Source organism: Pseudovibrio denitrificans JCM 12308, from assembly GCF_001310815.1.
Classification (GTDB): domain Bacteria; phylum Pseudomonadota; class Alphaproteobacteria; order Rhizobiales; family Stappiaceae; genus Pseudovibrio; species Pseudovibrio denitrificans.
In genome coordinates, this window is the sequence record NZ_BAZK01000002.1 from 39,049 (window position 1) to 64,883 (window position 25,835).

The following is a 25,835-nucleotide window of genomic DNA, read 5'->3' on the forward strand; positions in this document are numbered from 1 at the left end:
TGCTGTTTTTTTCGGATGGGTCAATGGAGATTATCTGGGGTTTGGCTAGCGGTGCTCCTCAACATTCGCCTGAATGAGGGCGGAGTTGAAGTAGCGCAGCGCCTTCACGTGGCTTGCATAGCCAATGACTTGCGTCGGGTTTTTCGGGTCTATGACAGGCAGCGTGGCCTTGCCGGCATCATCGAAGGCCTTGAGGGCTTTCTCCAGCGTATCCAGCGGTGCGAGGAATGGTTCTTCTGTCTCTGGATCGAAGGTGGTGTCGGTGTCCGGGCGTGGAGGGTCCGCGAAATCTTCCACGTGCACGATGCGGACGAGCCACTTGTGGGCCCCGTCTTGCAGCATGACGCCGCGCATCTCTAGCTGCCAGTGGAAGTAGGAGCGTCCATGGATTGCCTGATTGAGGCCGGTGGCGATGGAGACTGAGATCAGCAGCGCGATGGAAAGCTCGTAACCGCCTGTCAGCTCGAACACGATCATTGTGGTTGAGATCGGTGCTCCCAGCACTGCGGCGGCCACTGCACCCATGCCGAGGATGGCGTAAAGACCGTGACTGGAGGCCATCTCTGGCAGATGGTTTGCAGCAATCAAGCCAAAGGCGCCACCGGTCATGGCGCCCAGATAAAGAGAGGGTGAGAAGATGCCGCCGCCGAAGCGGGAGGCGAGGGTGATGGCCGTTGCAGCTGTTTTAGCAACCAGCAGCGACAGCATCAAAGTGAGCGACAATTCTGAGTTAAGCGCGCCATCCGTTGCTTCATAGCCGACACCGATGACTTCCGGATAGAAGACAGCGATCGAGCCGACAAGCACACCGCCAACAACAGGACGCAGCCAGATTGGCATTTTGACGTTTCGGGCGACCCAGTCGGACCCGATCAGAGCAAACTGGAAGGTGATGGCCACAATCGCACAGATGATGCCGAGAAGAACGAAGGCCGGAAACTCCCAGTAGGTGTTGATCTGATAATGCGGCAGGATAAAAGCAGCCACATCGCCAAAATAGAGGCGGGAGACCAGGGTTCCCATGGCAGAAGACAGCACGATTGGCACGAAGGCTGACATGGCGTAGTGGCCGAGGATCACTTCATGCGCGAACAGAACGCCTGCAATCGGTGCATTAAAGCTGGCTGAGACTGCGCTGGCGACACCTGCTGCCAGCAGAATACGCATTGTTGAATCGGGCAAGTTCAGTCTGGAAAAGACGGAGGTGCCGAGGGTCGCGCCCAAATGCACCATAGGACCTTCACGACCTGCGCTGGCGCCACTGCCAAGAGAGATGACGGTGATAAGCGCAGAGCTAATGCCGGGCCAGAAGGGGAGGCCAGTACCGCCGTGGGCGCGCGCTTCAATCACATCTGCCACACCGCCTGCGCGTTGTTTCTTCTGAATGGTTTGCAACAGCAAGCCAACGATGGCGCCGCCGATGACCGGGGCCAGAACAATCACATACCAAGGCTGTGCGTTGGCAGCGCTGATCATGCGCTCTGAAGCTGTGCCGAGCCAAGTCCACTGGATCAATCCGATGCCGATACGGAACAGGATAGCTGAACCACCCACTGCGGCCCCGATGATGAGTGCGAGGAACCAGACAAGCGGAAGCCGCGATGACAAAAACAAACGTAAATTTGGTTCGACCCATTTATAGGCTATACGCATTGCGATTTTCAGCGGGTTAGCTTGGTTATGCATACTAGATTAAGCGATAAGACAATGAACGATTGGCACTGTCTTTAACGAGATTCCCCGGGAAACGCCAATCAGGATATGCTCAGATCTTCGAAATTCGGCTCATTATTTTCGATAAGCACTGAGAAACACTTAAGGCGCCTCCAGAGACCGCTACGTAAGGGCGGGTTCTGCCTTGCCAAAAGCTCAATAATGACGACCATGCAGAATACTATAATTCCAATAAATGCCGAGTCGTGGCTTCGGGTTTCGACTATACGCTTGCATGAGCGCTTTCTGGGGGAAGCATCTGGAATATGAGGGAGGTCTGCCATGTCTTTGACAGGGATGCAGCTTGAGGTGACACGCAATGCAGAGGGGATCGACAAAGCGATCGCGACCCTCACTGAACGGTTTGGAGACCGCTGCCAGACTTCCATGAGTTTGCGGGAGCAGCATGGGCATACGACGTCCTGGCTGCCGAACCAGCCGCCGGATGCTGTTGTTTTTGCCCACTCGACAGAAGAAGTCTCTGAGATTGTAAAGCTATGTGCAGAGCTACGTGTGCCAATCATTCCATTTGGCAGCGGGTCTTCTCTGGAGGGGCATCTGAACGCACCGGGCGGCGGTATCTCGCTGGACCTTTCCCAGATGAATGAGGTTGTAGCCGTTCATCCTGAGGATCTGGACTGTGTGGTGCAGCCGGGTGTGACGCGCAAGCAGCTCAACGCTTATCTTCGTGATACCGGCTTGTTCTTTCCGATTGATCCGGGAGCAGATGCCACGATTGGAGGCATGACAGCAACGCGTGCCTCAGGCACAAATGCGGTTCTTTATGGCACCATGAAGGATATGGTTCTGGCGCTGACTGTTGTCATGCCCGACGGGACCATTGTGAAGACCGGCAGCCGCGCCAAGAAATCCTCTGCGGGTTATGACCTGACCCGTCTGATGGTCGGCTCTGAAGGGACGCTTGGGGTGATCACTGAGATCACCCTGAAGCTGAAGGGAATACCTGAAGCGATTTCAGGTGGAATTGCCTCGTTCGACAGCATTGCGGATTGCTGCAACACGGTGATCGAAGCCGTACAATACGGCATTCCGATTGCCCGTATTGAGCTTTTGGACACGCTGACTGTCAAATCAGTCAATGCTTATTCGAAGCTTGATCTGCCAGAATCACCATTGCTGCTTGTGGAATTCCACGGCTCTGATGCCGGGGTTCGGGAACAGGCAGAGCGATTTGGTGAGATTGCTGCTGAAAACTCCCTGAAAAAGTTTGAATGGGCAACTGATCCTGAAGAGCGCAACAAGCTTTGGGCGGCTCGTCACGATGCCTATTGGGCAGGGCTGGGGCTGGCTCCAGAACGGACTGGCCTTTCAACTGACGTGTGCGTGCCGATCTCTCGTCTGGCTGACTGTGTGACTGCTACACACGATGACATCGAAGAAAATGGCCTGATTGGTCCGATAGTTGGCCATGTTGGTGATGGAAACTTCCATGTGCTTGTGCTGACGGATTTGAATGATCCGGAAGACATAGCCAAGTCAGAAGCCTTTGTTGAGCGCCTGAATTATCGTGCCATTGAGATGGGCGGAACCTGTACTGGTGAGCATGGTGTGGGGCAGGGCAAGATGAAGTATCTGCCAAAGGAGCATGGTGCTGGGGTTGCTGTGATGGCGGCGGTAAAGCGTAGTCTTGACCCGCTGAATATCATGAATCCGGGCAAGATCGTTGCCTTAGATGCCGAGTAAAGAAGTGCCATAAATACGCACTTGCTTCGTTCCATTCATAAACATTGCCTTAAGTCGTTGCTGTCGTCTTGTTCCTGCTGTAATTCACTTAGATAAACAAGTGTTTGCATGCGGCTCATAGGCGAACAGCGCGGTAAGGTGCGCGGTTCGAAGTGGGTAAAGGAGCTTAACGTTGAATTCGGTTTACATCACCGTTGGTGGGACTTTGATCTTGGCGCTGGTCATCGCGCTTGTTGGCCCTTTGGTCATCGATTGGTCAGCTTATCGTTCCCTGTTTGAAAGCTATGGTGAGAAAATTCTGGGGCATCAGGTTACGATCCTCGGAGAAACTGACGTTCAGCTGCTGCCTGCCCCTTATGTGAAGCTTTCTGACGTGCGTGTTGGCGCTGTCGAAGACCCGTTGATGACCATCAAAGGGTTTGAAGGCCGCATTGAGCTTCCCTCGCTGTTACGTGGCGAAGTGCATGTGACTGAGATGAAGCTCAATGAGCCAGAGCTCAACCTTTCTCTTGATGAGGGTGGCCGCCTCGATGTGCTGCAAACCACTAGCCGCCGTTCCGTTATCTCCGAAATCGACCCAACCTCGCTTATTCTTGAAGATGTGAGCGTTCGTAACGGCTCTATCGTGCTGACTGATGCGCGCACCGGTGAAGTACGCCGTGCAGGCAATGCAAATCTGGAGCTTTATGCCGGTGGCTTGCAGGGCCCGTTCAAAGCGGAAGGGGCAATGCTTTATGAAGGCGTGCCTTACACGTTGAAGATCGGCAGTGGACGTCTGGAACGTAATGGTCAGATCCGCGTTAAAACCCAGGTTTCTCCTGCCAATGTTGCTGCACAGTTCTCGACTGATGGTTTCCTGAGACACCAAGATGGTGTTGTGTCCTATTACGGCGATGCTGAGGTTCAATCGGTTACCAGCGAAGGCTCTGATGATCTGGAGTGGGCCGGTAAGAGTAAGTTCAATCTGGATGGTGAGCGACTGGAGCTGACTGAAAGTACGCTGCGTCTTGGTTCTGAAGATCGTCCGATTACCGCTGAAGGTGGTGGTGTTTACAGCTTTGGCCCTGAGCCTGAGTTTCAGGCTGTTGCGCAGTTCAAGCAGGTGGATCTGGACCGCATGATTGGCGGTGGTCCGCAGCGTCCGCTGGTGCCTTCTGAGGCTGTTATGGCTCGTCTGGCTGGTGGCTTGAGCTCTTTGCCGCTGCTGGATGTGAAAGGCCAGATGGATCTGACTATTCCGGTTGTTGTGGCAGGTGGTTCTGTTGTTTCCAATCTGAGCACGCTGCTTGAATCCACCGGTACTGGCTGGAAGATTGATGAGCTTTCCGGTGAGTTACCGGGCCGTAGCCAGTTCAAAACCAGCGGTTATTTGGATCTGCGCAACTCCGCTGGGTATCAGGGTGATTGGGAGATCTCCTCTCGTCAGCCACACCAGCTGGCCCATTGGTGGCTGGGTGAGCGCAAAGATGCATCCAAGCGTCTGTCTCCTGTTGCATTGAAAGGCCGTGTTGAAGCTGGCTCCGGTGCTCTGCGTCTTCCTGACTTGCGGATTGATGCGGGTGATGTGCGCAGTGTTGGTTTGATCTCCTTTGAGCATCCACTCGACCGTAGTCCGCTGATCACCGTTGATATGGACAGTGACCGTGTCAATCTGGATGAGATCCTGCGCTATGTGGAAGCGTTTACGGGCAAAAAGATCAAGCCGAGCGCGGTTGATATGTCCATACGGCTTTACGCAGATGAGCTGGTTGCCAGCGGCGTGAAAGCCAAGAGCATGGCCGTGAGTGCAAGCCTGAGCCGGGATGCGCTTTCCATCGAGCAGCTGAAAATCCGCGACTTTGCGGGTGCCTACATCGACATGAAGGGTCGCATTGATGACCTGAGCACCACGCCTCAGGGGAACATCAAAGGCACGCTGACAGCGTCTTCCTTAAGCGGTGCAGTGGCTGTGCTGGAAGAGTATGCGCCTGAGCATCCATTGATTGAGCGCCTGAAGACGGCAGCTCCTGATCTTGCTCCTGCCAACCTGAAGGCTGAGCTTTCCGCTTATGCAGAGAAGGGGCGCACGGATATGTCGCTGAACCTGTTCGGTGAGGTTGGCGTCAGTGATCTGGATCTGAACGGTACTTTTGAAGGGCGTATTGATGATTTTGCTGAGGGTGATCTTTATGCAGAGATGACCCTTGGTGGCAAAGACGGCGTGAAAGTGCTGCGCCAGCTTGGCTTTGAGGCAATCCCGATTACTCAGCTTCAGCCGGGTGAGGTTCGTCTTTCCCTTTCCGGTAGCCCGCGTGACCAGTTGGCCTTTGGGTTCTCCAGTGATCTTGTCGGTATGAAGATCCTGTCTGATGGCACTGTTCGTGTGCCGAGCCGTTCCGCAGCTGTCTGGTCTGCCAATGTGGCGCTGCAGTCTGATGATCTGGCAGATTATGGTCTGGCGTTTGGCAAGGTGTATCCGATTTACTCTGGCCCGCTGAAAGCAAACCTGACGGCTCAGGTTGAGGGCCGGGGACGTGATTTCACGCTTTCCGAGCTGAAAGGTCAGCTCGCGAATATGGATCTGAAAGGTGATCTTGAAGGCACCCTTGAAAAGAATGGTCCGCTGAAGGCCTCTGGTAAGCTGGAGCTTTCCGAGCTTGATATGCGCAGCCTGAGTGAGCTGCTGCTGGGCTCCAATGTTTGGGCAGGTGTTCTTCAGGAGGATTCCATCTGGTCTTCGCAGGCGCTGGGGCAGAGCCTTGCAGATGGTGTGGATCTGACACTTGATGTGACCAGTGATCGGGCGCTGTTCAGTGATGAGTTCCGGCTGGATGCTGCTAGCGGTCAGCTGCGTTTGCGCTCTGATCTGCTTTCCATCAATGAAGGCAAGGGCCGGTTTGCTGGTGGTGAGTTTTCCGGCACGTTTGATTTGCAGCGGGATCAGGGGCAAGCAACGCTTTCTGGCCGGTTCCGTCTGGATGATGCGGACTTTGAAGAGCTGGCCTGGACCGATGAGGGCCGTGCGCTGGCGACTGGCAAGCTGCAAGCCATTGCTGAGTTCGAGGGCAGTGGCCGTACGATCTCAGGTCTTGTTTCTGGTCTCTCCGGTGGCGGTACGTTCAGCGTGACCAATGGTGAAATCCGCCGTGTTAATCCGGCAGCCTTTGATCTGGTGATCAAGGCAGCGGATGCGGGGATGGAGCTGGATGAGGCTGCTATTCAGAGTGCGTTTGCTGATCATCTGGATGCGGGTTCTGTGAAGTTCAACCGCGTTGATGGCTCACTGGGTATTGCAAGTGGACGCATCCGTGCGCGCAACATCTCTGTTGATACGGCTGGCACCACGTTGTTTGGTTCTGCGCTGATTGATCTTGAGAAATGGGCGCTGACTGGTGATGTTTCCATGAAGACCCGTGATGAAGCGCAGAAGGTTGCCGGGGCTGAGCCTCAGGTGGCGATCCTTTATTCCGGGCCGCTGGAAAATCCTGCGCGCAAGCTGGATACGGGTCCATTGCTTTCATATCTCAACCTGCGTGCGATTGAGCTGAATGTGAAACGCATTGAGGAAGAGCAGCGCAAGATTGCCGAGCAAGAGCGCATGCTTGATGAGCTGAAGAAAAAGCAGGAAGAGGAAGCAGCGCGCAAGGCTAAAGCAGCTGAAGAAGAGAAGGCCCGTCAAGCTGCGGAAGCGGAAGCTGCTGCTGAGCGTGAACGTCAGGCCCAGGCTGCACGGGAAGCTGAAGCACGTGCGGCTCAGTTGGCTGCAGAGGAAGAAGCCCGCAAAGCGGAAGCTCTGGCTGCTGTAAACCGTGCAGAAGAGGCTCAACGTGCTGCTGAGGCCAAGGCTGCGGCAGAAGCAAAAGCAGCTGAGCAAGCGCGTGCAGAGGAAGCCAAGAAGAGCTCTGTTCAGGATTTTAGTGCGCGTATCCGGTCTGTGCTTGATGGAGACGCTGCTGAAAAAAAGCCCAATAGCCCCTCTGTTTCCATCGTTGATCCTCCCAAACCGCGTGCCAAGTCCAGCTTACCTGCTCTGGAAGCTCCAGTGACCATTGGTGGTGTGAATGAGGCGACTGTGCCAGCAGGGGAGGTTGATTTGCTTGGGCCGATCATTCAGTCTGGTGCGCCGAAGAACCTTGGTGTGTTGGAAGCTGGAAATGATAATCAGGTGCTGCGTGGTCCGCTTCCGGACCTGCCTACCGATGAGCGTGGAACGCCGAAGTTTATTGAGCTGCCGGGTGGGCGGTTGCTGCAGGTTAACTGATCAGTTGGTTTTGAAAGTGTTTGAGCACGGCAACGCGGATACAGCTTGAGAGATTGTTCTCAGGATTTCTTTCATCATCGATGCCAGCGATGGTCGCCGTGATGTTCTTTCCCTGACTGCGCGCAAGATCCTCCAGACCTGACCAAAACTCAGGCTCCAGCGTAATGCTGGTTCTGTGGCCGTGCAGGGTTATGGAGCGTTTCTTGAGGCTCATGGGTGCCTCAGTCTTCGTCTTTGCGGGAGGAGATGGACGTGAGCTTGTGGCCCTCAAAGCGCTTGGTCTCCAAGGTGGCTTCAGCTTCTTCCTGAGATTTTTCGGCTTTGGTGCGCCCGAACTTCCGGCGATTTTCAGCTGCGGACTGGGCTTTTGTGTCTCTGGCCTTTTGCTTACGGGCCTGACGCAGATTAATAACGGTCGCGCTCATTCAATCATCCATACGTTGGGTTGATGAGCCGACCGCCCTTTTCTTGATCGGAGCGATTAGCTCTTTTTGCGGAATGCATCCAAGGAAACAACCTGAGCACTGCCGCTTTCTTCTGTAGAAGTTTCGTCAGCTTCAGATTTTTCTTTGTCTTCTTCAGCATCGCCAGCTGTGTCTTCGGCTGCGGAAGCGGTTTTGGCTTCTTCCTCTTCAGCCTGCTCAACAGCAGTTTCAAGACGTGCGTGGAACTCTTCAACGGAGTCAGATCACGTTCTGCGATGCGGAATTCTGCAGGCAGTTCTTCCCCGGTTTTGCCCGGCTCAAACTCAAGAGCGAACTGGACGGATGGGTCGAAGAAACCTTTGATTGCAGAGAACGGAACATAAAGATGCTCCGGAACACCACCAAAGGACAGGCCAACCTCGAAAGCGTGCTCAGTGATCTGCAGATCCCAGAACTGGTGCTGCAGCACGATCGTCATTTCTTTCGGGTAGCGTTCCTTCAAGCGGTTTGAAATCTTGACGCCAGGGGCCGTGGTTTCAAAGGCAATGTAAAAATGGTGCTCTCCGGGAAGTCCTGCCCGGTTGACCTCAACCAATATCTTTCGAACTGCGCTTCTCAGCGCGTCCTGAATGATGATGTCATAGCGGATTAAATCTTCAGCCATGCTCGGCACCGCTCATCCTTTGCGTTCTTATTCGGCCTAACTATAGCGTAGAGGCGACAAAAAGGCCTGTCTTTTATTTCTATACCCTGAATCGGCGTAGAATAAGGAAAGAGCCTTTTAACACTAAAGTGGAGGCTTCTGTTGCCAGGTGCCCCCGAACCCCGCCTGAAGGTGCTAACCAACAGGACTTAGTGGACTACCGGAACCGCATTACGCAGCTACAGCGTTGTCCATAGCGTAGTTGTCATTTGCAACTATCATTTTGGTCCGATAACGGTGGTACCATGCCGAGCAAAAGCAAAGCCTTTACGCCCTCGTCGATCCTATTTCGCCCCCCCGAAGACCGCTGGAGTACAACGGGCTTTGGTGGAGGCGCCGGGTACCGCCCCCGGGTCCGAATGGTTTATTGCGCTCGCAATTTATTGCCGTAGCCAGCGAACTGGCAGGGGGAATATAGGTGCACGCACTGCCAAATGGAAGTGCAAAAGCTCATGGTTGTTGGCGCAAGACTAAGAGAAGCTGTTGACAAAGCGGCATATTCACAGGGCAATTTGAACAAGTAGCGTCACTGAAGATTTGTAAATGACGCATTTGCAGGGATTTGTCGGAAGCAGATGATCTCTTGGCGTTTTCATGGTCTTTTTATCGACGGAAGCTTGGGGTAAGACCGCTCCTGCAAGATGGCACAGAGGCGTTTTTCAGGAGATTGGCTATACTGTGCGCGAGCCGAATCGTAGAACAGGAGATGACCCTTCGTGCAGCAATATCTAGAGCTGATGCGCCGCATCATGGATGAAGGTGTGGTCAAGGAAGATCGCACGGGTACAGGCACAAAATCAGTCTTTGGTCATCAGATGCGGTTTGATCTGTCCGAAGGCTTTCCGGTTGTTACGACCAAGAAGCTGCATCTGAGATCCATCATTCATGAACTGCTGTGGTTTTTGGCGGGTGATACCAACATCAAGTACCTTAAAGACAACAAGGTACGCATCTGGGATGAATGGGCGGATGAGAATGGCGACCTGGGGCCGGTTTACGGCTATCAGTGGCGCTCCTGGCCTAAACCGGATGGTGGCTCGATTGACCAGATCGCGAATGTGGTGCAGCAGATCAAAACCAATCCCGACAGTCGCCGCCTGATCGTATCAGCCTGGAACCCAGCTCTTGTTGACGAGATGGCGCTGCCGCCCTGTCATTCGCTGTTCCAGTTCTATGTGGCAAACGGCAAGCTCTCCTGCCAGCTTTATCAGCGTTCAGCCGATGTGTTCCTTGGTGTTCCGTTCAACATCGCGTCTTATGCGCTGTTGACCATGATGATTGCTCAGGTCTGTGATCTGGAGCCGGGCGATTTCGTGCACACGCTGGGGGATGCTCATCTTTATCTCAATCACATGGAACAGGCTGAACTGCAGCTCTCACGGGAGCCGCGGGCTTTGCCTGTCATGCGTCTCAATCCAGCAGTTAAGGATATCTTCGCGTTCCGCTATGAAGACTTTGCTCTGGAAGGTTATGACCCGCATCCACACATCAAGGGTGTTGTTGCGGTTTAGTTGTCTTTGACTTTCAAAAGGAGTTCCCATGCGAACCCTTATTTGCGTTCCAGCGCGCATTGGCTCAACTCGTTTTCCTCGCAAGCCACTGCATCCTATCAGTGGGCGTAGCTTGCTGGAGCGTGTTGTGCAGGTTGCCCGGGTGGCCGCCAAGCAAACCAACTCTGATTACGTAGTTGCTGTTGACCATGAAGAGGTTGCTGAACATTGCCGCCATATTGGTGCGCCGTTTGTGATGACCGATCCTGAGCATCCGTCCGGGACTGACCGTGCGCTGGCTGCGTCCAAAGCGTTTGGCACGCATCCTGGGTTTGTGCTGAACCTGCAGGGGGATGCGCCATTTACGCCGCCGGCACATGTGGCAGCGCTCATCAAGCAGCGGAAGCGCGGCCTGATGCGGATGTGTTTACACCGGTTATTCGGCTTGATTGGGAAGGGCTTGATGTGCTGCGTGAGCACAAGAAGGCTCATCCTTTTTCCGGCACGACTTGTGTGCGTAAGGATGACGGCACTGCTCTGTGGTTCTCCAAAAACATCCTGCCTGCCATCCGCAAGGAAGAGAAACTGCGTGAAACGGGTAAGCTTTCACCGGTGTTCCGTCACATCGGGCTTTATGGCTACCGCGTGGATGCGCTTGAGCGTTTCAACAAGTTGGGCCTTGGCTATTACGAGCAGATGGAAGGGCTGGAACAGCTTCGCTTCCTAGAAAACGGTATGGTTGTTCATGCGGAAGAAGTTCAGCCGCCGAAGCTTTCCATGTCTGGTGTGGATACGCCAAGTGATGCTGAGCTTGCAGCGCAATTGATTGCGAAGTTTGGTGACCCGTTTGATCATTTGGAGACTGGCCTGTGACGCGTATTTACATTCTCAGACACGGCAACACCTTTGACAAAGGTGATGTTGTCACGCGTGTTGGTGGCCGTACGGATCTGCCTCTGAGTGTTTCTGGTCTGGAGCAGGCTGAAAAGCTGTCAGAGCACTTTGCTGAGCTTGGTGTTTCCTTTGATATGGCCTTTTGCTCGCCGCTTCAGCGCACCAAGCAAACCGCTCAGATTGCACTTAAAACACAGGCTGAAGAAGTTGACCTCAAGGTTCTGCCGTTTTTGGTGGAGATCGACTACGGGCTTGATGAAAACAAGCCTGAGGAAGAGGTATGCGCCCGCATTGGTGAGGAAGCTCTTCGTGCGTGGGAAGAAGAAGGTGTGCCGCCGAATGGTTGGCATATTGATCCACCAGCGGTGATTGGCCGTTGGCAGGAGTTCTTCTCTAATGCACCAAAGAAGTATCCGGGCAAAACCCTTTTGGTGACCACCAGCAATGGCATCGCGCGTTTTGCGCTGAAAGCTTTGGCTGATGGTGGCGCTGGTGCTGACCTGAAACTGAAGACAGCTGCCTATGGTGTGTTCGATGTTACAGACGATGGCAAGCCGTTAATGCTTAGTTGGAATGTGAGGCCGTAGGCTCGTTCTGCTGTCTTGAACTGGTTTGGATGAGAGCAGCCATGCTCTCGTCTCTCGACTGCCCCATGTCTCTTGCCGATTGAGGATAGGATGAAGCAAATTTCGATGATTTCAGCTGTTGCTGAAAATGGTGTGATTGGCGCAAACAACGACATGCCATGGTCTGTTTCTACCGATCTGAAATTCTTTCGCAAGACGACGACAGGCAAGCCAGTCATTATGGGGCGGCGTACGTTTGAGAGCATTTGCACGACGCTTGGCAAACCTCTGCCAAACCGCAAAAACATCGTGATTACGCGTGATCCGAATTACGCCTATGACGGTGTTGAAGTGGTGAGTAGCCTTGGGGATGCGCTTACTCTGGCCAATGATATTGCGAGAATGATGATGTCGATGAAATCATGATTGTTGGTGGTGGGCAGATCTATAAAGAAGCCATGCCGAAGGCCTCGACGCTCTACATCACGCGTATCCATGCTCAACCGGATGGTGACACCAAGTTTCCTGAGATCCATGAGGATGAGTGGGAACTTGCGGAGCGGACGCCGTTTGATCGTGGAGAAAAAGACTCTGCGGATTCCTCCCTGGAAATCTACCGCCGTCGCCTCTGATTAGTTGCCGCGGGCTGAGGATTTGGTCGAGAGATCAGCACGTAAAGCTAACCGGTGTGCAGTGTGGGCGTTTTGAGAGTTGTTGGTGCTTGGCAAACGCCCATGGAAACCTGTTCTATCCCAGATCAGCAATGTGTTTGCCTGAACATTGAGCGGTAGGAGTGGTGGCAGGTCCAGCTCCTGCAAGTCACTGAGCCCTGTGATGGGCGACTCTTCTTCCTCATCGATCTCCGCAAGATATATGTGCCGCTGGTATTCCCAGAAGATGCGCTGCTCCGTCATACGGTGAGAGCCGGGGATATAGAATAGCGCGCCATCTTCCGGTGTGATGGTTTCCAGAAACAGTAGCGCTGTTGCGCCCGGTGCACGTGCATCATGCTCAATCTCAAATGGTGGCGTGCTGTTGCCATCCGTTTCAAAACGGAAGGCTGGTGCGCACTGAGCCATCGCCTCCAGCTGATACATGGGTTTGCCTTTTCGCCCTGCCGCATATTGCAGGGGTGGAGGGATTAACTCGTCGGTGATCGCTGATTGCAGGAATGGTTGCCTCAGCAGATGGGTGTAGTTGAGTGGAAGTGTGAAGCTTTGCGCGTTGTGCCAGTTGGATAGGAGACGCTTGTTGCGATCTCTTTGCCCTACGAAGTAATCGAACGCCTCGAACTTCAATCTGCGAAAGAACTCTCTGGGTAACGCGTTGTGCTTGATCCAGATGCCATGAGTTTGCAGAGCTTGCGCGCAGGAAGCTGGCAGGGTCATGTGGAGCTTGGCTTGTTTTTCGCGTTTTTGGTGATGCAGGTCTGAGAGCTCATGGTGGAACCAGCTTGGTACTGTTTCCTCATCCCATTCTGACTGGTAGGCGGAGGACGGCAGAAATCTGCGCTGCAAGCTGTTCATCAGGTATTTTGGCTTCATTGCCCGCATACGCATCCCCGCCGCTATTCATTAACGAGAGGTTAAGGGGATCAGTACGTGCGGTCTTTCCTTCTGTTTCTGCGTGTGAAATCTGCCTAAAGATTAGTTTTTGGCAGCAATTCCCTTGCAAAATGAACGCTGAAGACCAACATAACAGAGGGTTTGAGGCTTGCTCCGTGGGAGTAAGCTGCGGAATTTTGAGGTGGAATGTCCCAGTTTCTTGAGCTTAAAGACTTCAACGAGTTCAGTCTTGAACAGCTGTACTCGCTGCTGAAGCTTCGGTGTGATGTGTTCATTGTTGAACAGGAATGTGCTTATCCCGACGTTGATGGGCTGGATCCGGTCGCTAAGCATGTGTTGGTGCTGAATGATGCAGGCGAGATCATCGGAGCGTTGCGTATCCTCCTGAAATACGAAGATGGCGATGTGTTCAAGATTGGCCGTGTGATTGTTGCCAAGGAAGCACGAGGCAGGGCATTGCTCGGAAACTGATGGATGCAGCGCTTTCTTATTGCGCCGCCACCAATGATGACGCCCGCGTTGAGCTGCAGGCTCAAGCCTACCTTCAGGATTTTTATGGCCAGTGCGGTTTCTTTGCGATTTCCGAGATTTATCCGGAAGATGGCATTCCGCATGTGGACATGCGTTTAAGGCAGCCGCCTGAAAGCTGAGGATGTGTGAACCTGCACGTTTCTGCTGTGTCTTGGCGTGGTTTACGTTTTGTTGAGCAAAACAGCAAGAATTTGCCAGAATATGCCTTTAATTCTTACAGCTGAAATTTGTAGGTGAGCTTTTGAGCGTCGGTTGAAACGCGCGAAAGAAGGCTTATCTTCTTCAATAATGTCCGGTTTCTGTGGGGTTTGGGTGTTTTTCCATAAAGTGCAGCCTTTTGGCTTATCTGCATTCGTTGAAAGGCGCTGGTAACTTGCCTATAACCCTAATCAAGTAATAGTTGGCTTAGTCCAACTCTCATTTATTTGTCGGTTTGTCCGGCAGCATACCTAGTAAAGGGATCTCTCTATGCCTTGGAGCAATCAAAGCGGAGGTGGCGGCAATAACGGCGGCCCTTGGGGGAACTCCGGCGGCAACAAGGGCGGTGGTGGCCCTTGGGGCGGTGGCGGCGGCCCACAGCGTGGCGGCGGTAACAACGGCGGTAACCCACCTGATTTCGAGGAAATTTTAAAGCGTGGCCAGGATCATCTGAAGACTGTTCTTCCAGGTGATGGCGGTGGCCTTGGCTTTAAAGGTGTTCTGTTCGCGATCCTCGTTGCTGTTTTGATTTGGATGGCTACTGGCCTTTATCGCGTTGACGAAGGTTATGTGGGCGTTCCTATGGTGTTCGGTAAGGTCGTGGGCCAGACCGGTCCAGGTCTGAACTACAACTGGCCGTATCCGATCGGTTCTGTCGAAACACCAAACGTACAAGGTGTTCGCGAGACCACAATTGGTCTGCAGCAGTTCTCCGGTCGCAGCGCGGTTTCTACACGCGATGTGCCAGAAGAAAGCCTGATGCTGACCGGTGACGAAAACATCGTTGATGTTGACTTCAAGGTTCAGTGGGTCATTCAGAACACTCCTACTGGTGTTCAGGAATTCCTGTTTAACATTCAAAACCCGGAAGGCACCGTTAAAGCTGTTGCTGAAAGCGCGATGCGTGAAGTCGTAGGTAGCTCTCAGATTGATGCGATTCTGACTGAAAGTCGTACACCGATCCAGCAGGCTGTTCAGAAGCTGATGCAGGAGACGCTGGATAACTACAAGTCTGGTATCCAGATCACCAACGTTCAGATGCAGAAGGTTGACCCGCCAGCGCAGGTTATTGAAGCGTTCCGTGATGTTCAGGCAGCGCGTGCTGACCAGGAACGTGTACAGAACGAAGCGCAGGCTTATGCAAACCGGATTGTTCCAGAAGCGCGCGGTTCTGCTGCTCGCGTCTCTGAAGCAGCACAAGGTTACCGTGATAAAACAGTTGCGGAAGCAAAAGGTCAGGCTGATCGCTTTACCAAAATCTATGAGGAATACGCGAAGTCTCCGGACGTTATTCGTCAGCGCCTCTATCTTGAGACAATGGAAGAGGTCTTGAGTAAAAATCCAAAAATTATCATTGACGGAAACGGTCAGCAGAATGGCGTGGTGCCATACCTGCCGCTTGACCAGCTGAACAAGCGTGCTGGAGGAAACAACTGATGAAAAGTGGTCTTCTTGGCATTGCAATTGCTATCGTTGCGCTGGTTCTTTACTGGTCCACATTTAGCCTGAACCCAGCACAGCAGGCATTGGTTCTGCAGTTTGGTGAAGTACGCGGCGTTCAGACAACTCCGGGCCTCAAGTTCAAAGCTCCTTGGCAGAACGTTCTGATCATCGACAAGCGTATCCTTGATCTGAACATGCCTCCAATCGAGCCAATCCTTGCTGACAAAAAGCGTCTTCTGGTTGATGCGTTTGCGCGTTACCGGATTTCCGATCCAGTCCGCTTCTATCAGTCCGTGAACAACATTCCTGCGGGTGCTTCCCGTCTGGCTACGTTCCTGGATTCCAGTCTGCGTGGCGTTTTGGGTAACGCAACTCTGGAGCAGGTGGTTCGTGATGATCGTTCCAACCTGATGGAGCAGATCCGTCAGGACGTTGATAAGCGTGCTGCTGCGATTGGTATGGACGTGATTGACGTGAAGATCCGCCGTGCGGACCTTCCGGAAGCGAACTCCCAGGCGATTTTCCGCCGCATGCAGACCGAGCGTCAGCGTGAAGCGACTGAAATCCGCGCACAGGGTGAAGAGCAGTCCCGCCGCATTAAGTCCCGTGCGGACCGTGATGCGACCGTTATTGTTGCGGAAGCTGAGCGTGATGCGCAGGTGATCCGCGGTGATGGTGATGCGGCTGCCAACCAGATCTTCGCTGAAGCTTATGGCAAAGACCCAGGCTTCTTCGAGTTCTATCGCTCTATGCAGGCGTACCGGACCGCAATGGAGAAGGGTGATACCTCTCTGGTCCTGTCTCCGGACTCTGACTTCTTCCGCTACTTCAACGATCCACGCGGAAATGTAAGTGCTCCGGCGGCTGGTGCTGCCCAGTAATGAATGATTTTATTGTGGCTCTGGGGCTTGTCCTCGTTGTTGAGGGAGTGGTCTACGCTCTTGCCCCGGGTCATTTGAAGGAGTTCATGCGGAAGGCTCAGGAAATTCCTGATCAGTCTCTCCGTCTTGGTGGTGTCGCAGCAATGGCGTTGGGTGTTCTGATTGTATGGTTGGTGCGTTCGCTGAGTGGCTAGACGCAGATTTGCCAATGATACAACTGCGAGAATTCAGCCTGACGCTGTAAAAAAATAAATGTTAGTTTTGCCCGCGCTTTATTAACCAAGCGCGGGCATATTTGTTTTCAGAATGCGTTCTGGTGGCGCGTGTATGCTCACCTGATAATCTGAGGAGATGGCTTATGGCCGGTGTTTTCCCTCGCCTTGAGCTTGGACGATCAATCAAGGCAATTGTTTTTGCGAGCGTGCTTGGAGTTGCGGCAGTGACCGGCAGCTTTAACAACGCTCAGGCACGTGGCCCTGAATCTCTGGCGGATCTTGCAGAAGAACTTGGCGATGCTGTGGTGAATATTTCCACTGCGCAGCGTGTGAAAGCCAAGCGTTCTCTTCAGTTGCCTGATGTTCCGGAAGGATCTCCATTCCAGGAATTTTTTGAAGAGTTTTTCAATGGGCAAGAACCTGAAGGTGAAAGTCCTCAGCGGGTTCAGTCGCTTGGTTCCGGGTTTGTGATCGATGGTGATGAGGGCATCATTGTTACGAACAACCATGTGATTGAAGGTGCTGATGAGATTACCGTCAACTTCAATGATGGCACAAAGCTTTCCGCTGAGCTTCTTGGCTCAGATGAAAAGACTGACCTTGCTGTCTTGAAGGTTGAGCCCCAATCTACACTGGACTCAGTCAAATTTGGCAGCTCAGAAGTGCTGCGTGTTGGTGACTGGGTGATGGCGATTGGTAACCCGTTTGGCCTTGGTGGCACTGTGACGGCTGGTATCGTTTCAGCGCGTAACCGTGATATCAACTCCGGTCCATATGACAACTTCATTCAAACCGATGCTGCGATCAACCGCGGTAACTCTGGTGGTCCGTTGTTCAACATGGACGGTGAGGTTGTGGGCATCAACACGGTGATCTTCTCACCGTCTGGTGGGTCTATCGGCATTGGCTTTGCTATTCCTGCTGAAACCGCAACTCGTGTGATTGCGCAGCTGCGTGAGTTTGGTGAAACCCGACGCGGTTGGTTGGGCGTTCGTATTCAGCATGTGACTGACGAGATTGCCGAGAGCCTTGGCATGGATAACGCGCAGGGTGCGTTGATTGCCGGCGTTTCTGAAGATGGTCCTGCAAAGGAAGCAGGCATCATGCCGGGTGATGTGGTGCTTACCTTTGATGGTCGTGAAGTGCCTGAGATGCGTGATCTGCCGCGTATGGTTGCGACCACCACAATTGGCAGCACCGTGCCGCTGACTGTTCTTCGCCGTGGTGAAGAGGTTGAGATCGAAGTCACGCTTGGCCGTCTTGATGAAGTAGCTGAAGTTGAACAGGTTGAAGAAGAGCAGGAAAGCCCGAAGGATAAAGCTGACGAGACCGTTGTGCTGGGTCTGTCTCTTGCCAAGATTGATGAGCCTCTTCGTGAACGCTTCGCTCTTTCCGATGAAATTGAAGGCGTGGTGATCACTCGCGTGGCTGAGGGCAGCTCTGCCGAAGACAAGCGGGTGCGTGCTGGTGACGTGATCGTTGAGGTCGCTCAAGAACCAGTGGCTTCACCGAAAGACGTTGTTGATATGGTTGAAGCTCTGAAAGCCGACAAGCGCCGCTCTGCGTTGCTGTTGCTTTCCAATGGTGCTGGTGAGCTTCGCTTCGTTGCGGTTCGTATCGAAGAATAAGACGCCCTTATAAGACATGGAAAAAGCCGCTTCCGTATTGGGAGCGGCTTTTTTGTTGGTTGGTGAAGTTTAGTTCTTCACGAACTCATCATAGCTGTAACCCTGCAGATAGAGCAGGGCGGTCAGATCGCCGTGGTTGATCATGGCGCGTGCCTCAGCCGCGACCTTTGGCTTCGCGTGGAAGGCAACACCGAGGCCCGCAGCGCAGATCATAGCAAGATCATTCGCGCCATCACCGACTGCGATTGCATCTTCCAGAGCGATGTTCTTTTCTTCTGTCAGCTCGTTCAGGCGATCCAGCTTGGCCTGCTTGCCGAGAATTGGCTCAGCCACTTCTCCAGAGAGTTTGCCGTCGGCTTCCAAAAGGGTGTTGGCTTTGTTTTCATCAAAGCCTATGACCTCAGCGATCTTACGGGTAAAGGACGTGAAACCACCAGAGACCAGTGCTGCGTAGCCACCGTTGGCTTTCATGGTCTGGATGAGTTCTCTGCCACCCGGTGTCAGGGTGATGCGGTTCTCGATGGTCTTGCCGATCACCTCGGTGCCGAGGCCTTTCAGTAGTGCAACGCGTTCACGCAGAGCAGGTTCAAACTCGATCTCACCGCGCATGGCACGTTCGGTGATATCGGAGATCTTTTCCTTCAGGCCCAGCTCTGCTGCCAGTTCGTCGATGCATTCCTGCTGGATCATGGTGGAATCCATGTCTGCGATCAGGAGTTTCTTTCTGCGGCCATTCTGGGGTTGAATGAAAACGTCAACTGGTGCATCTGCAAGGTTTGTGCGAATAGAGCTTTCGAGCTCTTCAGCATCTGCAGGTGCTTCAACCGCCAGATCAACTGCGATCTGTGGTCGGAGAACTTTAACCTGAGGCGTTGCGGGCAGAAGGGCACTGATCTTTTCGATAAGGTCTTCAGTGACAGCAGGTTTGGCTGGATTGGAAATGAGCGTGACAACAAACGACATAAGCAGCTCTCGAACTGTGCAAGTGAATGGCACTGGGAAAAGGCCTGTTGCCGTGTTGATAGCCGGACCGACGGCCAGCGGCAAGACAGCTCTTTCCATTCAACTGGCAAAAGAGCTGGATGCGTGGGTTGTTAATGCAGATTCCATGCAAATCTATTCTGATCTGCACATATTGAGCGCTCGCCCGAGTGCAGAAGAAGAATCGCAAGCACCTCATTACCTGTTCGGTCATGTGGCCAGTGAGCAGCCTTACAGTGTGATGAACTGGTTGACCGAGTTTGGTGAGCTGTTGGCGAGGGCTCGAGAGGATAATCGTCCGCTGGTGGTTGTTGGTGGAACCGGGCTGTACTTCAAATCAGCTTTAGAAGGCCTCTCCTTGCTGCCGGATATTCCAGAGGACATTCGCCAGCGTTGGCGCACGTTTGCGCATAAAGCTACTTCTGAGGAGCTTCATGCAGCGCTTGGGGAGCGTGATACGGTTATGGCGGAGCGGTTGCATCCGTCAGACACACAGCGCATCGTGCGGGCTCTGGAGGTCATTGAGGGGACAGGCAAGTCACTCTCTGTTTGGCAGAATGAGCGAAGCACACCTTTGCTTGCTGCTGATGAAGCTGTCACCATTGTGCTCTCGCCGGACCGGAAGGTGCTGCATGATCGTATCCATCGCCGGTTTGATATGATGGTGGAGCAAGGAGCTGTTGAAGAGGTTTGTGCGCTCTGGGCCAAGGGGCTTGATCCCAACCTACAGGTGATGAAGGCGATTGGGGTGAAGCAGCTAGCGGAAGCTGCGAATGGACACACCACGATGGAATGGGCGATTGAGAAAGCGAAGACGGAGACTCGCCGCTACGCTAAGCGACAATCCACGTTCTTCAGGGGACAACTTTCCAGTTGGCCGAACCTTGATCCGCTGAATCCGGATGATGTCGCCGAGTTTGTCGAAACTGTGAAGACAGCTTTCTCAGAGAAAGCGTGACGCCCGATTTTATTGATAGGCGAAATTCCCTGTTAAAATTAGCAGATAGATAGTTTTACGAATGAATTTCTGAGTGACAACTTTCTATGGTTTCTTTAAAGAGAGGCGCACGTTTGGCAGAGGCCGCCAAACAAGCCATACTTTTTTCCGAGAATTTAAATATGCGGCGGAGCTGAGGCTCCTTAGAGCTCTGGTCGGTGTGAGATTACTCCACCGACCAGTACTAATTTTAAGTGATTGTTATGGGTGCTGTTAGGGTAGGTTTACCTTAAGTCATTGTGCGGATCGCATAAATAGCGTTATCCGGCAAATCTATGGTAATTTGAGAACGTAATTTTGCCGTAATAAATGTTGTCTGCATACTTTCTTCGAGAAAATCCTACTGAATTTCAAAGGATTGCATGAAACATGGGTTCTGACGCTTTTTAGACATATTAAAGTGCCATCAAGCACTCGCCTTTAAGTTTCGCCCATGCTTGTAAGCATAGCGCATGCATTAAAAGTGGTCTTTCGTCGGGAAAGTTAGTTCCGAAAATGACCAGAGGCTGTTGGTCTCACGTGGCCTGTTTTCACGGACTGGCTGGCGTGTGATTATAATGGAGGAAGCGAGCGTGACACTCCCAATTCTGGAAACCAAACGGCTCCGGGCACGTCCTTTTACCTCTGATGATCTGGCAGATCTAGTTTGCCTCCATAGTAACCCAGTCGTTAACCGGTATCTGCAGCCCACCAATGTGGCCTGGGACATCTCTACCGTGAAAAAGCGGTTGGCTGGTTTCATTGAAACACAGGAACTGATGGGCTTCAGCAAGTGGCATCTGTCTACGCGTGATGGTGAGTTCGTTGGACGAGCCGGCTTCTCTCTTTATGAGAAGACCGCTGAAGTCGAGATGGGCTACACCCTGCATCAGCATTACTGGAACCAAGGGCTAGGCAGTGAGATCGCGCAGGCGCTTGTGGAGTGGTTCTTTGAGAACACCTATTACTCCCATCTGCTTGCCTTTGCGCATCCGGAGAACCATGCCTCCAAGAAGGTGATGATACGTGCTGGCTTTGAGTTCCGTGAGACACGGATGGTGGATGGCATGCCCTGCGAGTTCTATCAGGTGCTGAGCCCAAGCTGCCAGAAGCTGGCTGTTCCTGCCTAAGCAGGCACAAAAAAGCGCGGGCATTCAACCCGCGCTCTTTCCTTGAAATTACATAGGCTTAAACGCTGATCGCATCTTCAACGTTCACCTGACGCTGGCGGCGAATGGCCAGTTTGTTCAGAGCTGAAACGTAGGCGCGGGCGGATGCGACCAGAGTATCGGTGTCGGCACCTTTACCAGTTGCGATCTTGCCGTTGTCTTCCAGACGTACAGAAACCTCAGCCTGTGCATCGGTGCCTTCGGTGACTGCATGTACCTGATAGAGGGACATGGTTGCATCGTGTGGCCAGATTGCCTTGATGGCATTGAAGGTTGCATCGACAGGGCCGTCGCCAGTGGCTTCGCGGGTCTCGTGCTTGCCGTTGACATCCATGGTCAGGATGGCTTTCTGTGGTCCGCCGGTACCTGCAATCACGGTCAGAGCGATAACCTTGACGCTTTCGCTTTCGATGGTGATCTGATCTTCCACCAGCGCTTCAATGTCTTCGTCGTAGACGTTTTTCTTACGGTCTGCCAAGTCTTTAAAGCGACGGAAGGCTTCCTGCAGAGCGTTGTCGCCCAACTCGTAACCCAACTCAGACAGCTTGTCTTTGAACGCATGACGACCGGAGTGCTTGCCCATGACCAGGGAAGTTGCGCGAACTCCTACGTCTTCCGGACGCATGATTTCGTAGGTCTCTGCGTGCTTCAGCATGCCGTCCTGGTGAATGCCGCTCTCGTGAGCAAATGCGTTCTTGCCTACGATGGCTTTGTTGTACTGGACGGGAAAGGAAGAAACGGCGGAAACCAGCTTGGAAGCGCGGGTCAGATAGGCTGGATCGATGGAGCACTCATATGGCAACACATCGCTGCGGGTGCGCAGGGCCATGACGATTTCTTCCAGAGCCGCGTTACCAGCACGCTCGCCCAAGCCGTTGATTGTACATTCGATCTGACGTGCACCACCTGCGACACCAGCCAGAGAGTTTGCAGCAGCCAGACCCAGGTCATTGTGACAATGTACTGAGAATACTGCTTTATCTGAGTTCGGCACGTTCGCAATGATCTGCTCGAACATGCTCTGATATTCGGCAGGTGTTGCGTAGCCAACGGTGTCTGGCAGGTTGATGGTGGTTGCACCAGCGTTGATGGCGGCTTCCACGCAGCGGCTCAGGTATTCGATGGAGGTACGGGTGGCGTCCATGGCGGACCACTCGATGTCATCGATCAGGTTGCGAGCCTGTGTCACGGTTTTGGTGATGATCTCCAGAACCTGCTCTTCGGTCTTGTTCATCTGGAACTGCAGATGGATCGGAGAGGTGGAGACGAAAGTATGGATACGGCCTTGATTTGCCAGCTTAATCGCTTCTCCAGCGCGATCGATGTCTGCCGGAATTGCGCGGGCCAGACCTGCGATGATGGAGTTCTGGGAGCGTTTGGCGATTTCACTGACCGCTTCAAAGTCACCCTGAGACGCAATCGGGAAGCCAGCCTCAATGATGTTAACGCCCATTGTGTCAAGTAATTCTGCGACTTGCAGCTTTTCTTCCAATGTCATGGACGCGCCTGGAGATTGTTCTCCGTCGCGCAGGGTGGTGTCGAAAATAACTACTTGGTCTTTAGCGGATGCGGTCATTGGTGATGCCTTCAACTTTGCCCCGACAGCTTGCTTGTCCTGAATAGCGCCTGGGGATTTTCCTTCAATCTCAGATATTTAGATGATCCCCTAAGTGCCCGCCCAGATACGGGGCAGCCGACGCCTAGGGGCATCTAAGTAGAAGGAGGGTGCGTAGGAAGAGGCCGCCATGCGGGCGCATGGTGCTGTTTTCATTCAGATTGTCGCGGTTCGCGATCATTATCTGTCAGCTGCCTTTTCGTCGCTATGGCTCAGAATCAAACGTTTCTAATCACTTAGGTGTCAGATACTCGTCTGAAATTACTAGCCAATTCTTCTTTAAGCGTTACCGAGTAAGTCTCGTTTTTGCCAAATCTGTAATTTTCCTAGCGGATATGAGGTGGAAACGCAAGAATTTTACTCAAAGACAGGGCTCTGATTACTCAAAAGTATATGCAGCTCACGCTGAGATAATCTCAATTGGTTCACAGCGCAGCGGAAAAGCGGAGGAGGCTTGAAGCGCTCCTGCGGAATAATCGATCAAAGCAGCAGTTCGCCGCGTGCGAGGACAACTGCCTGTCCGCCAATGCGGTGCGCGTGGATTTTGCCGGACTGCATCTCCATTTCCAGTGAGATGGAGGAGGGGCGACCCATCTTGAAGCCCTGCTCAATGAGATACTTGTGTGTGCCATCCAGCGGGGCATCAAACTCGGCAATGGACCCGGCGAAGGCGGCGACGGCAGATCCGGTCGCAGCGTCTTCCCGTGGCAGGCTGTTTTCCAAGTAGACCATGCGGGCGTGGAAGGCGCTGTCTACATGGATGGTCTGGCGGCAATAGGCGAAGGCGTTGTTGTGCGCGATATCGCCGAACGCTTCGTCCCAGTACTTGTGTACGGGCTGGATGCGGTTGATGGCGTCCATGTCAGCCACAGGAACAAATGCAAATGGAACACCTGCTTCCCACGCTTTCGGCTTGTGGTTTTCGAAAGTGATTTCATTTGGTTCCAGCGAGAGCGCTGCAGCGATTACATCTTTGTCGCCCAGTTTCTGCGCTGGCTTCGGTAGCTTGGCACATCAAACTCAGCGGAAGTGGCTTTGCCTTTTTGCAGGGCGACAGCGCAGCGAACCAGACCGACTTTCTCTTCCAGCAGTACCAGCATATCCATGTCGTTATCCGGTGCGCCAAAGCGGTTCTCAGCCAGCAGCACTGCAGTGCCAACTGTTGGATGACCGGCGAATGGCAGTTCCATGGATGGTGTGAAGATGCGGATGGATGCGTTATGAGCCGGGTTTTCCGGCGGCAAAACGAAGACGGTTTCAGAGAGATTGAACTCGCAGGCGATCCGCTGCATCTGAGAGTCTGATAATCCTTTTGCGTCCAGAACGACTGCAAGCGGATTACCTGCCAGCGCCTTATCAGTGAAAACGTCTAGCAGGGCATAAGGTCTGGCCATTTTAAAGTCCAATTATCTCAGTTTGGTGCTGGGCTGATGGCCTTGGAGCATGAGCCCAGCATGCGAAAAATGTTAGCTTGAGCGCTACTCAAGATTGTTTTGGCACCAAATACAAGTCTGCAAATGAATATAGCTCGTTAATTTAACAGATGTGCGGTGAGCGCGATTGCATAAGGTGGCACGCGATAGGCTTTCAGATCTTCTGGTGATGTAATGATAACTGCTTCTTCCAACTCAGGTTTTTCCTGGTTTGCGTTGAAATGTGAGATTTTTGAAAGGATTTCGTCTGAGCTGAGTTGCAATGTTAAAATACGGGCAATGGCCAGCCGTGGTCCATCTTCAATGGCAAGGACCTCACCCAGATCACCCTGATCGAGTGTGAGACCGGTTTCTTCTTCCAGCTCACGAGCAATGGAGCCGAAGATATCCACCTCACCGGAGGGAGTGATATCATTGAGATCAAGATTTCCACCTGGCGGGTAAACCTGACCGGCGGTTGCGGTGTTGCCAGCCATTTTACCAAAGACCAAGTGACCTTCTCTGGAGTGCAGCACAGTGCAGCCGAACAGATCCTTTGCGCTTCTGTCCGGGAAGCCCCAGTCGCGCCACGCCAGAAATTCGGAGTAGTTGATCTCTACCAGTTCGCCAGTGAACTGGGCGTTGTCCAAGGAGTACTGATAGAGTGACAGGACTTTGCCATCCCAAAGATCCGGATTATCAGAGATCAGGGTTTGCCAGTTGGCTTTGATAGCCTCGCTGTTGTGGGTCGCAAAGTCCCAGGTGGCGGCCATATCGAGCTTCAGGTCAATTTCGGAGATCTCGTGGATCTGAGGCGTGAGATCCTTCTGCATGTGCTCAATCGGGCCAGCACCCTGGAAAGCACTCGGCCTGCTGCTGGTGCTGTGATAGCCGTGATGAGCATAGAACGGAGCTGCATTTGCATCTGATTCAAGGCGCAGCTGCGTGCATTGCATGCGTTTGGCGGTTTCCTCTGCGCCTTCCAGCAGCCATGCGCCATGGCCTTTTCCGTGTGCCTCTGGCAACACAAACAGACAATCGAGCAGCGCAACCTCCGTGCTTTCTTTGAGAACACGGGCAAAACCGATGGGATGATCTTCCTCCAAGATCACAAGGATCGGATCTTTGTCGATCATTTCCGGCGTGATCTTCCAGTGATCGCGGAACTCCTGCATGTCCTGAGGATCATAGCCCCAGTGGCCTTTGGCTGCGTGCATTATGTTTGTGAGGGCAATGGCTTGGCTTTTTTCAGCCGGGCGCATTTGGCAATGCATTCTTCTTGGTTCTCCAAAAAACAACTTATGACGAAAAGCAATAGTGCCCGAGGAAGTCGTAGCTCTGGATTCGCCAGTCTTCTTTTCGGTCTAGTTGAAACAACCAGCCAATAGTGGCCCAAAAGAGGAAATGGTTTCAAGTGACCAACGCGATTTGAAGGATACCCAACCCGAAAAGATTAACGATTAACTACTTGCATGAGGTTCGTTGG

The 25,835-nt window shown here is 53.0% G+C and carries 19 protein-coding genes, 1 other RNA gene and 4 pseudogenes; 14 read left to right on the top strand and 10 right to left on the bottom strand.

Features of this window, described 5'->3' with window-relative positions; genetic code table 11:
- Positions 1-45 precede the first annotated feature (45 nt).
- Positions 46-1,686, bottom strand: coding sequence for a chloride channel protein (locus JCM12308_RS01865; RefSeq protein ID WP_054782700.1), 1,641 nt, complete (start codon positions 1,684-1,686; stop codon positions 46-48).
- Positions 1,687-1,995: 309 nt separating this feature from the next.
- Here JCM12308_RS01865 and JCM12308_RS01870 point away from each other — a divergent pair, with 309 nt between their 5' ends.
- Together JCM12308_RS01870 and JCM12308_RS01875 are read left to right on the top strand one after the other, a co-directional pair.
- Positions 1,996-3,417 carry an FAD-binding oxidoreductase gene (locus JCM12308_RS01870; protein ID WP_083416669.1) on the top strand — a complete coding sequence of 474 codons (1,422 nt, stop codon included), beginning with the start codon at positions 1,996-1,998 and terminating at the stop codon, positions 3,415-3,417.
- Positions 3,418-3,589: 172 nt separating this feature from the next.
- Positions 3,590-7,657, top strand: a complete 4,068-nt coding sequence (locus tag JCM12308_RS01875) for an AsmA family protein (RefSeq protein WP_054782701.1) — start codon at positions 3,590-3,592, stop codon at positions 7,655-7,657.
- On the opposite strand, the gene JCM12308_RS01880 is transcribed toward JCM12308_RS01875, so the two are convergent.
- The 4 genes from JCM12308_RS01880 to ssrA form a co-directional block, all read right to left on the bottom strand.
- Positions 7,650-7,871: a ribbon-helix-helix domain-containing protein gene (locus tag JCM12308_RS01880; protein ID WP_014286587.1), complete on the bottom strand. Its 222-nt coding sequence runs from the start codon at positions 7,869-7,871 to the stop codon at positions 7,650-7,652. The genes JCM12308_RS01875 and JCM12308_RS01880 overlap by 8 nt on opposite strands.
- A gap of 7 nt (positions 7,872-7,878) precedes the next feature.
- Positions 7,879-8,082, bottom strand: coding sequence for a DUF4169 family protein (locus JCM12308_RS01885; RefSeq protein WP_008548122.1), 204 nt, complete (start codon positions 8,080-8,082; stop codon positions 7,879-7,881).
- A 4-nt stretch (positions 8,083-8,086) separates the two neighbouring features.
- A complete protein-coding gene (locus JCM12308_RS01890; RefSeq protein WP_208978184.1) occupies positions 8,087-8,746 on the bottom strand; it encodes an SspB family protein in 660 nt (219 codons plus the stop codon).
- A gap of 127 nt (positions 8,747-8,873) precedes the next feature.
- Positions 8,874-9,229, bottom strand: a transfer-messenger RNA (tmRNA) gene (ssrA, locus tag JCM12308_RS27625).
- 272 nt (positions 9,230-9,501) lie between these two features.
- Here ssrA and JCM12308_RS01895 point away from each other — a divergent pair.
- From JCM12308_RS01895 to JCM12308_RS32690, 5 genes and pseudogenes are all read left to right on the top strand, one after another.
- On the top strand, positions 9,502-10,296 hold the full coding sequence (locus tag JCM12308_RS01895) for a thymidylate synthase (protein WP_054782702.1): 795 nt from the start codon (positions 9,502-9,504) through the stop codon (positions 10,294-10,296).
- 28 nt (positions 10,297-10,324) lie between these two features.
- A pseudogene (locus JCM12308_RS31220) lies at positions 10,325-10,621 on the top strand (cytidylyltransferase domain-containing protein); the annotation flags it as partial.
- Positions 10,622-10,698: 77 nt separating this feature from the next.
- Positions 10,699-11,148 (top strand): cytidylyltransferase domain-containing protein, encoded by a 450-nt coding sequence (locus JCM12308_RS31225; protein WP_244271827.1) that lies wholly within the window; start codon positions 10,699-10,701, stop codon positions 11,146-11,148.
- Positions 11,145-11,756 (top strand): histidine phosphatase family protein, encoded by a 612-nt coding sequence (locus tag JCM12308_RS01905; protein ID WP_054782703.1) that lies wholly within the window; start codon positions 11,145-11,147, stop codon positions 11,754-11,756. The genes JCM12308_RS31225 and JCM12308_RS01905 overlap by 4 nt, the downstream gene beginning before the upstream one ends.
- A 90-nt stretch (positions 11,757-11,846) precedes the next feature.
- Positions 11,847-12,367, top strand: a pseudogene (locus tag JCM12308_RS32690) (dihydrofolate reductase).
- Here JCM12308_RS32690 and JCM12308_RS01915 read toward each other — a convergent pair.
- Entirely contained in the window at positions 12,368-13,261 is an 894-nt protein-coding gene (locus tag JCM12308_RS01915; RefSeq protein WP_208978187.1) for a phytanoyl-CoA dioxygenase family protein, read from the bottom strand.
- A 225-nt stretch (positions 13,262-13,486) separates the two neighbouring features.
- Here JCM12308_RS01915 and JCM12308_RS32915 point away from each other — a divergent pair.
- From JCM12308_RS32915 to JCM12308_RS01940, 5 genes and pseudogenes are all read left to right on the top strand, one after another.
- Positions 13,487-13,950 (top strand): annotated as a pseudogene (locus tag JCM12308_RS32915) (GNAT family N-acetyltransferase).
- Between the two features lie 349 nt (positions 13,951-14,299).
- Complete coding sequence (hflK, locus tag JCM12308_RS01925; protein WP_008547520.1) at positions 14,300-15,466, top strand: FtsH protease activity modulator HflK; 1,167 nt, start codon at positions 14,300-14,302, stop codon at positions 15,464-15,466.
- Complete coding sequence (gene hflC / locus JCM12308_RS01930; protein WP_008547935.1) at positions 15,466-16,353, top strand: protease modulator HflC; 888 nt, start codon at positions 15,466-15,468, stop codon at positions 16,351-16,353. The genes hflK and hflC overlap by 1 nt, the downstream gene beginning before the upstream one ends.
- The gene (locus JCM12308_RS01935; RefSeq protein WP_014286578.1) at positions 16,353-16,547 is read left to right on the top strand and encodes a DUF2065 domain-containing protein; all 195 of its coding nucleotides are present in this window, start codon (positions 16,353-16,355) and stop codon (positions 16,545-16,547) included. Before hflC ends, JCM12308_RS01935 begins: the two co-directional genes overlap by 1 nt.
- A gap of 164 nt (positions 16,548-16,711) precedes the next feature.
- Positions 16,712-18,196: a DegQ family serine endoprotease gene (locus JCM12308_RS01940; protein WP_008547606.1), complete on the top strand. Its 1,485-nt coding sequence runs from the start codon at positions 16,712-16,714 to the stop codon at positions 18,194-18,196.
- A gap of 69 nt (positions 18,197-18,265) precedes the next feature.
- Here JCM12308_RS01940 and serB read toward each other — a convergent pair whose 3' ends face one another.
- A complete protein-coding gene (serB, locus tag JCM12308_RS01945) occupies positions 18,266-19,159 on the bottom strand; it encodes a phosphoserine phosphatase SerB (RefSeq protein WP_054782705.1) in 894 nt (297 codons plus the stop codon).
- Positions 19,160-19,175: 16 nt separating this feature from the next.
- Here serB and miaA point away from each other — a divergent pair, with 16 nt between their 5' ends.
- Positions 19,176-20,135 (top strand): tRNA (adenosine(37)-N6)-dimethylallyltransferase MiaA, encoded by a 960-nt coding sequence (miaA, locus tag JCM12308_RS01950; protein WP_054782706.1) that lies wholly within the window; start codon positions 19,176-19,178, stop codon positions 20,133-20,135.
- 611 nt (positions 20,136-20,746) lie between these two features.
- Positions 20,747-21,283, top strand: a complete 537-nt coding sequence (locus JCM12308_RS01955) for a GNAT family N-acetyltransferase (RefSeq protein ID WP_208608811.1) — start codon at positions 20,747-20,749, stop codon at positions 21,281-21,283.
- A 58-nt stretch (positions 21,284-21,341) separates the two neighbouring features.
- On the opposite strand, the gene JCM12308_RS01960 is transcribed toward JCM12308_RS01955, so the two are convergent.
- The 3 genes and pseudogenes from JCM12308_RS01960 to JCM12308_RS01970 all read right to left on the bottom strand — a co-directional run bounded on the left by JCM12308_RS01960 (position 21,342) and on the right by JCM12308_RS01970 (position 25,566).
- Positions 21,342-22,898: a 2-isopropylmalate synthase gene (locus tag JCM12308_RS01960; RefSeq protein ID WP_008547692.1), complete on the bottom strand. Its 1,557-nt coding sequence runs from the start codon at positions 22,896-22,898 to the stop codon at positions 21,342-21,344.
- Between the two features lie 519 nt (positions 22,899-23,417).
- Positions 23,418-24,331 (bottom strand): annotated as a pseudogene (locus JCM12308_RS01965) (PhzF family phenazine biosynthesis protein).
- Positions 24,332-24,468: 137 nt separating this feature from the next.
- Complete coding sequence (locus JCM12308_RS01970) at positions 24,469-25,566, bottom strand: GNAT family N-acetyltransferase (RefSeq protein ID WP_208978190.1); 1,098 nt, start codon at positions 25,564-25,566, stop codon at positions 24,469-24,471.
- Positions 25,567-25,835: the final 269 nt, after the last annotated feature.

Excerpts from the sequence above, each read along its gene's own strand:
- JCM12308_RS01865 (WP_054782700.1), bottom strand. The coding sequence starts at position 1,686 with ATGCATAACCAAGCTAACCCGCTGAAAATCGCAATGCGTATAGCCTAT.
- JCM12308_RS01870 (WP_083416669.1), top strand. The coding sequence starts at position 1,996 with ATGTCTTTGACAGGGATGCAGCTTGAGGTGACACGCAATGCAGAGGGG.
- JCM12308_RS01880 (WP_014286587.1), bottom strand. The coding sequence starts at position 7,871 with ATGAGCCTCAAGAAACGCTCCATAACCCTGCACGGCCACAGAACCAGC.
- JCM12308_RS01885 (WP_008548122.1), bottom strand. The coding sequence starts at position 8,082 with ATGAGCGCGACCGTTATTAATCTGCGTCAGGCCCGTAAGCAAAAGGCC.
- JCM12308_RS01890 (WP_208978184.1), bottom strand. The coding sequence starts at position 8,746 with ATGGCTGAAGATTTAATCCGCTATGACATCATCATTCAGGACGCGCTG.
- JCM12308_RS01915 (WP_208978187.1), bottom strand. The coding sequence starts at position 13,261 with ATGAACAGCTTGCAGCGCAGATTTCTGCCGTCCTCCGCCTACCAGTCA.
- hflK (WP_008547520.1), top strand. The coding sequence starts at position 14,300 with ATGCCTTGGAGCAATCAAAGCGGAGGTGGCGGCAATAACGGCGGCCCT.
- hflC (WP_008547935.1), top strand. The coding sequence starts at position 15,466 with ATGAAAAGTGGTCTTCTTGGCATTGCAATTGCTATCGTTGCGCTGGTT.
- JCM12308_RS01935 (WP_014286578.1), top strand. The coding sequence starts at position 16,353 with ATGAATGATTTTATTGTGGCTCTGGGGCTTGTCCTCGTTGTTGAGGGA.
- JCM12308_RS01940 (WP_008547606.1), top strand. The coding sequence starts at position 16,712 with ATGGCCGGTGTTTTCCCTCGCCTTGAGCTTGGACGATCAATCAAGGCA.
- serB (WP_054782705.1), bottom strand. The coding sequence starts at position 19,159 with ATGTCGTTTGTTGTCACGCTCATTTCCAATCCAGCCAAACCTGCTGTC.
- JCM12308_RS01960 (WP_008547692.1), bottom strand. The coding sequence starts at position 22,898 with ATGACCGCATCCGCTAAAGACCAAGTAGTTATTTTCGACACCACCCTG.
- JCM12308_RS01970 (WP_208978190.1), bottom strand. The coding sequence starts at position 25,566 with ATGCACGCAGCCAAAGGCCACTGGGGCTATGATCCTCAGGACATGCAG.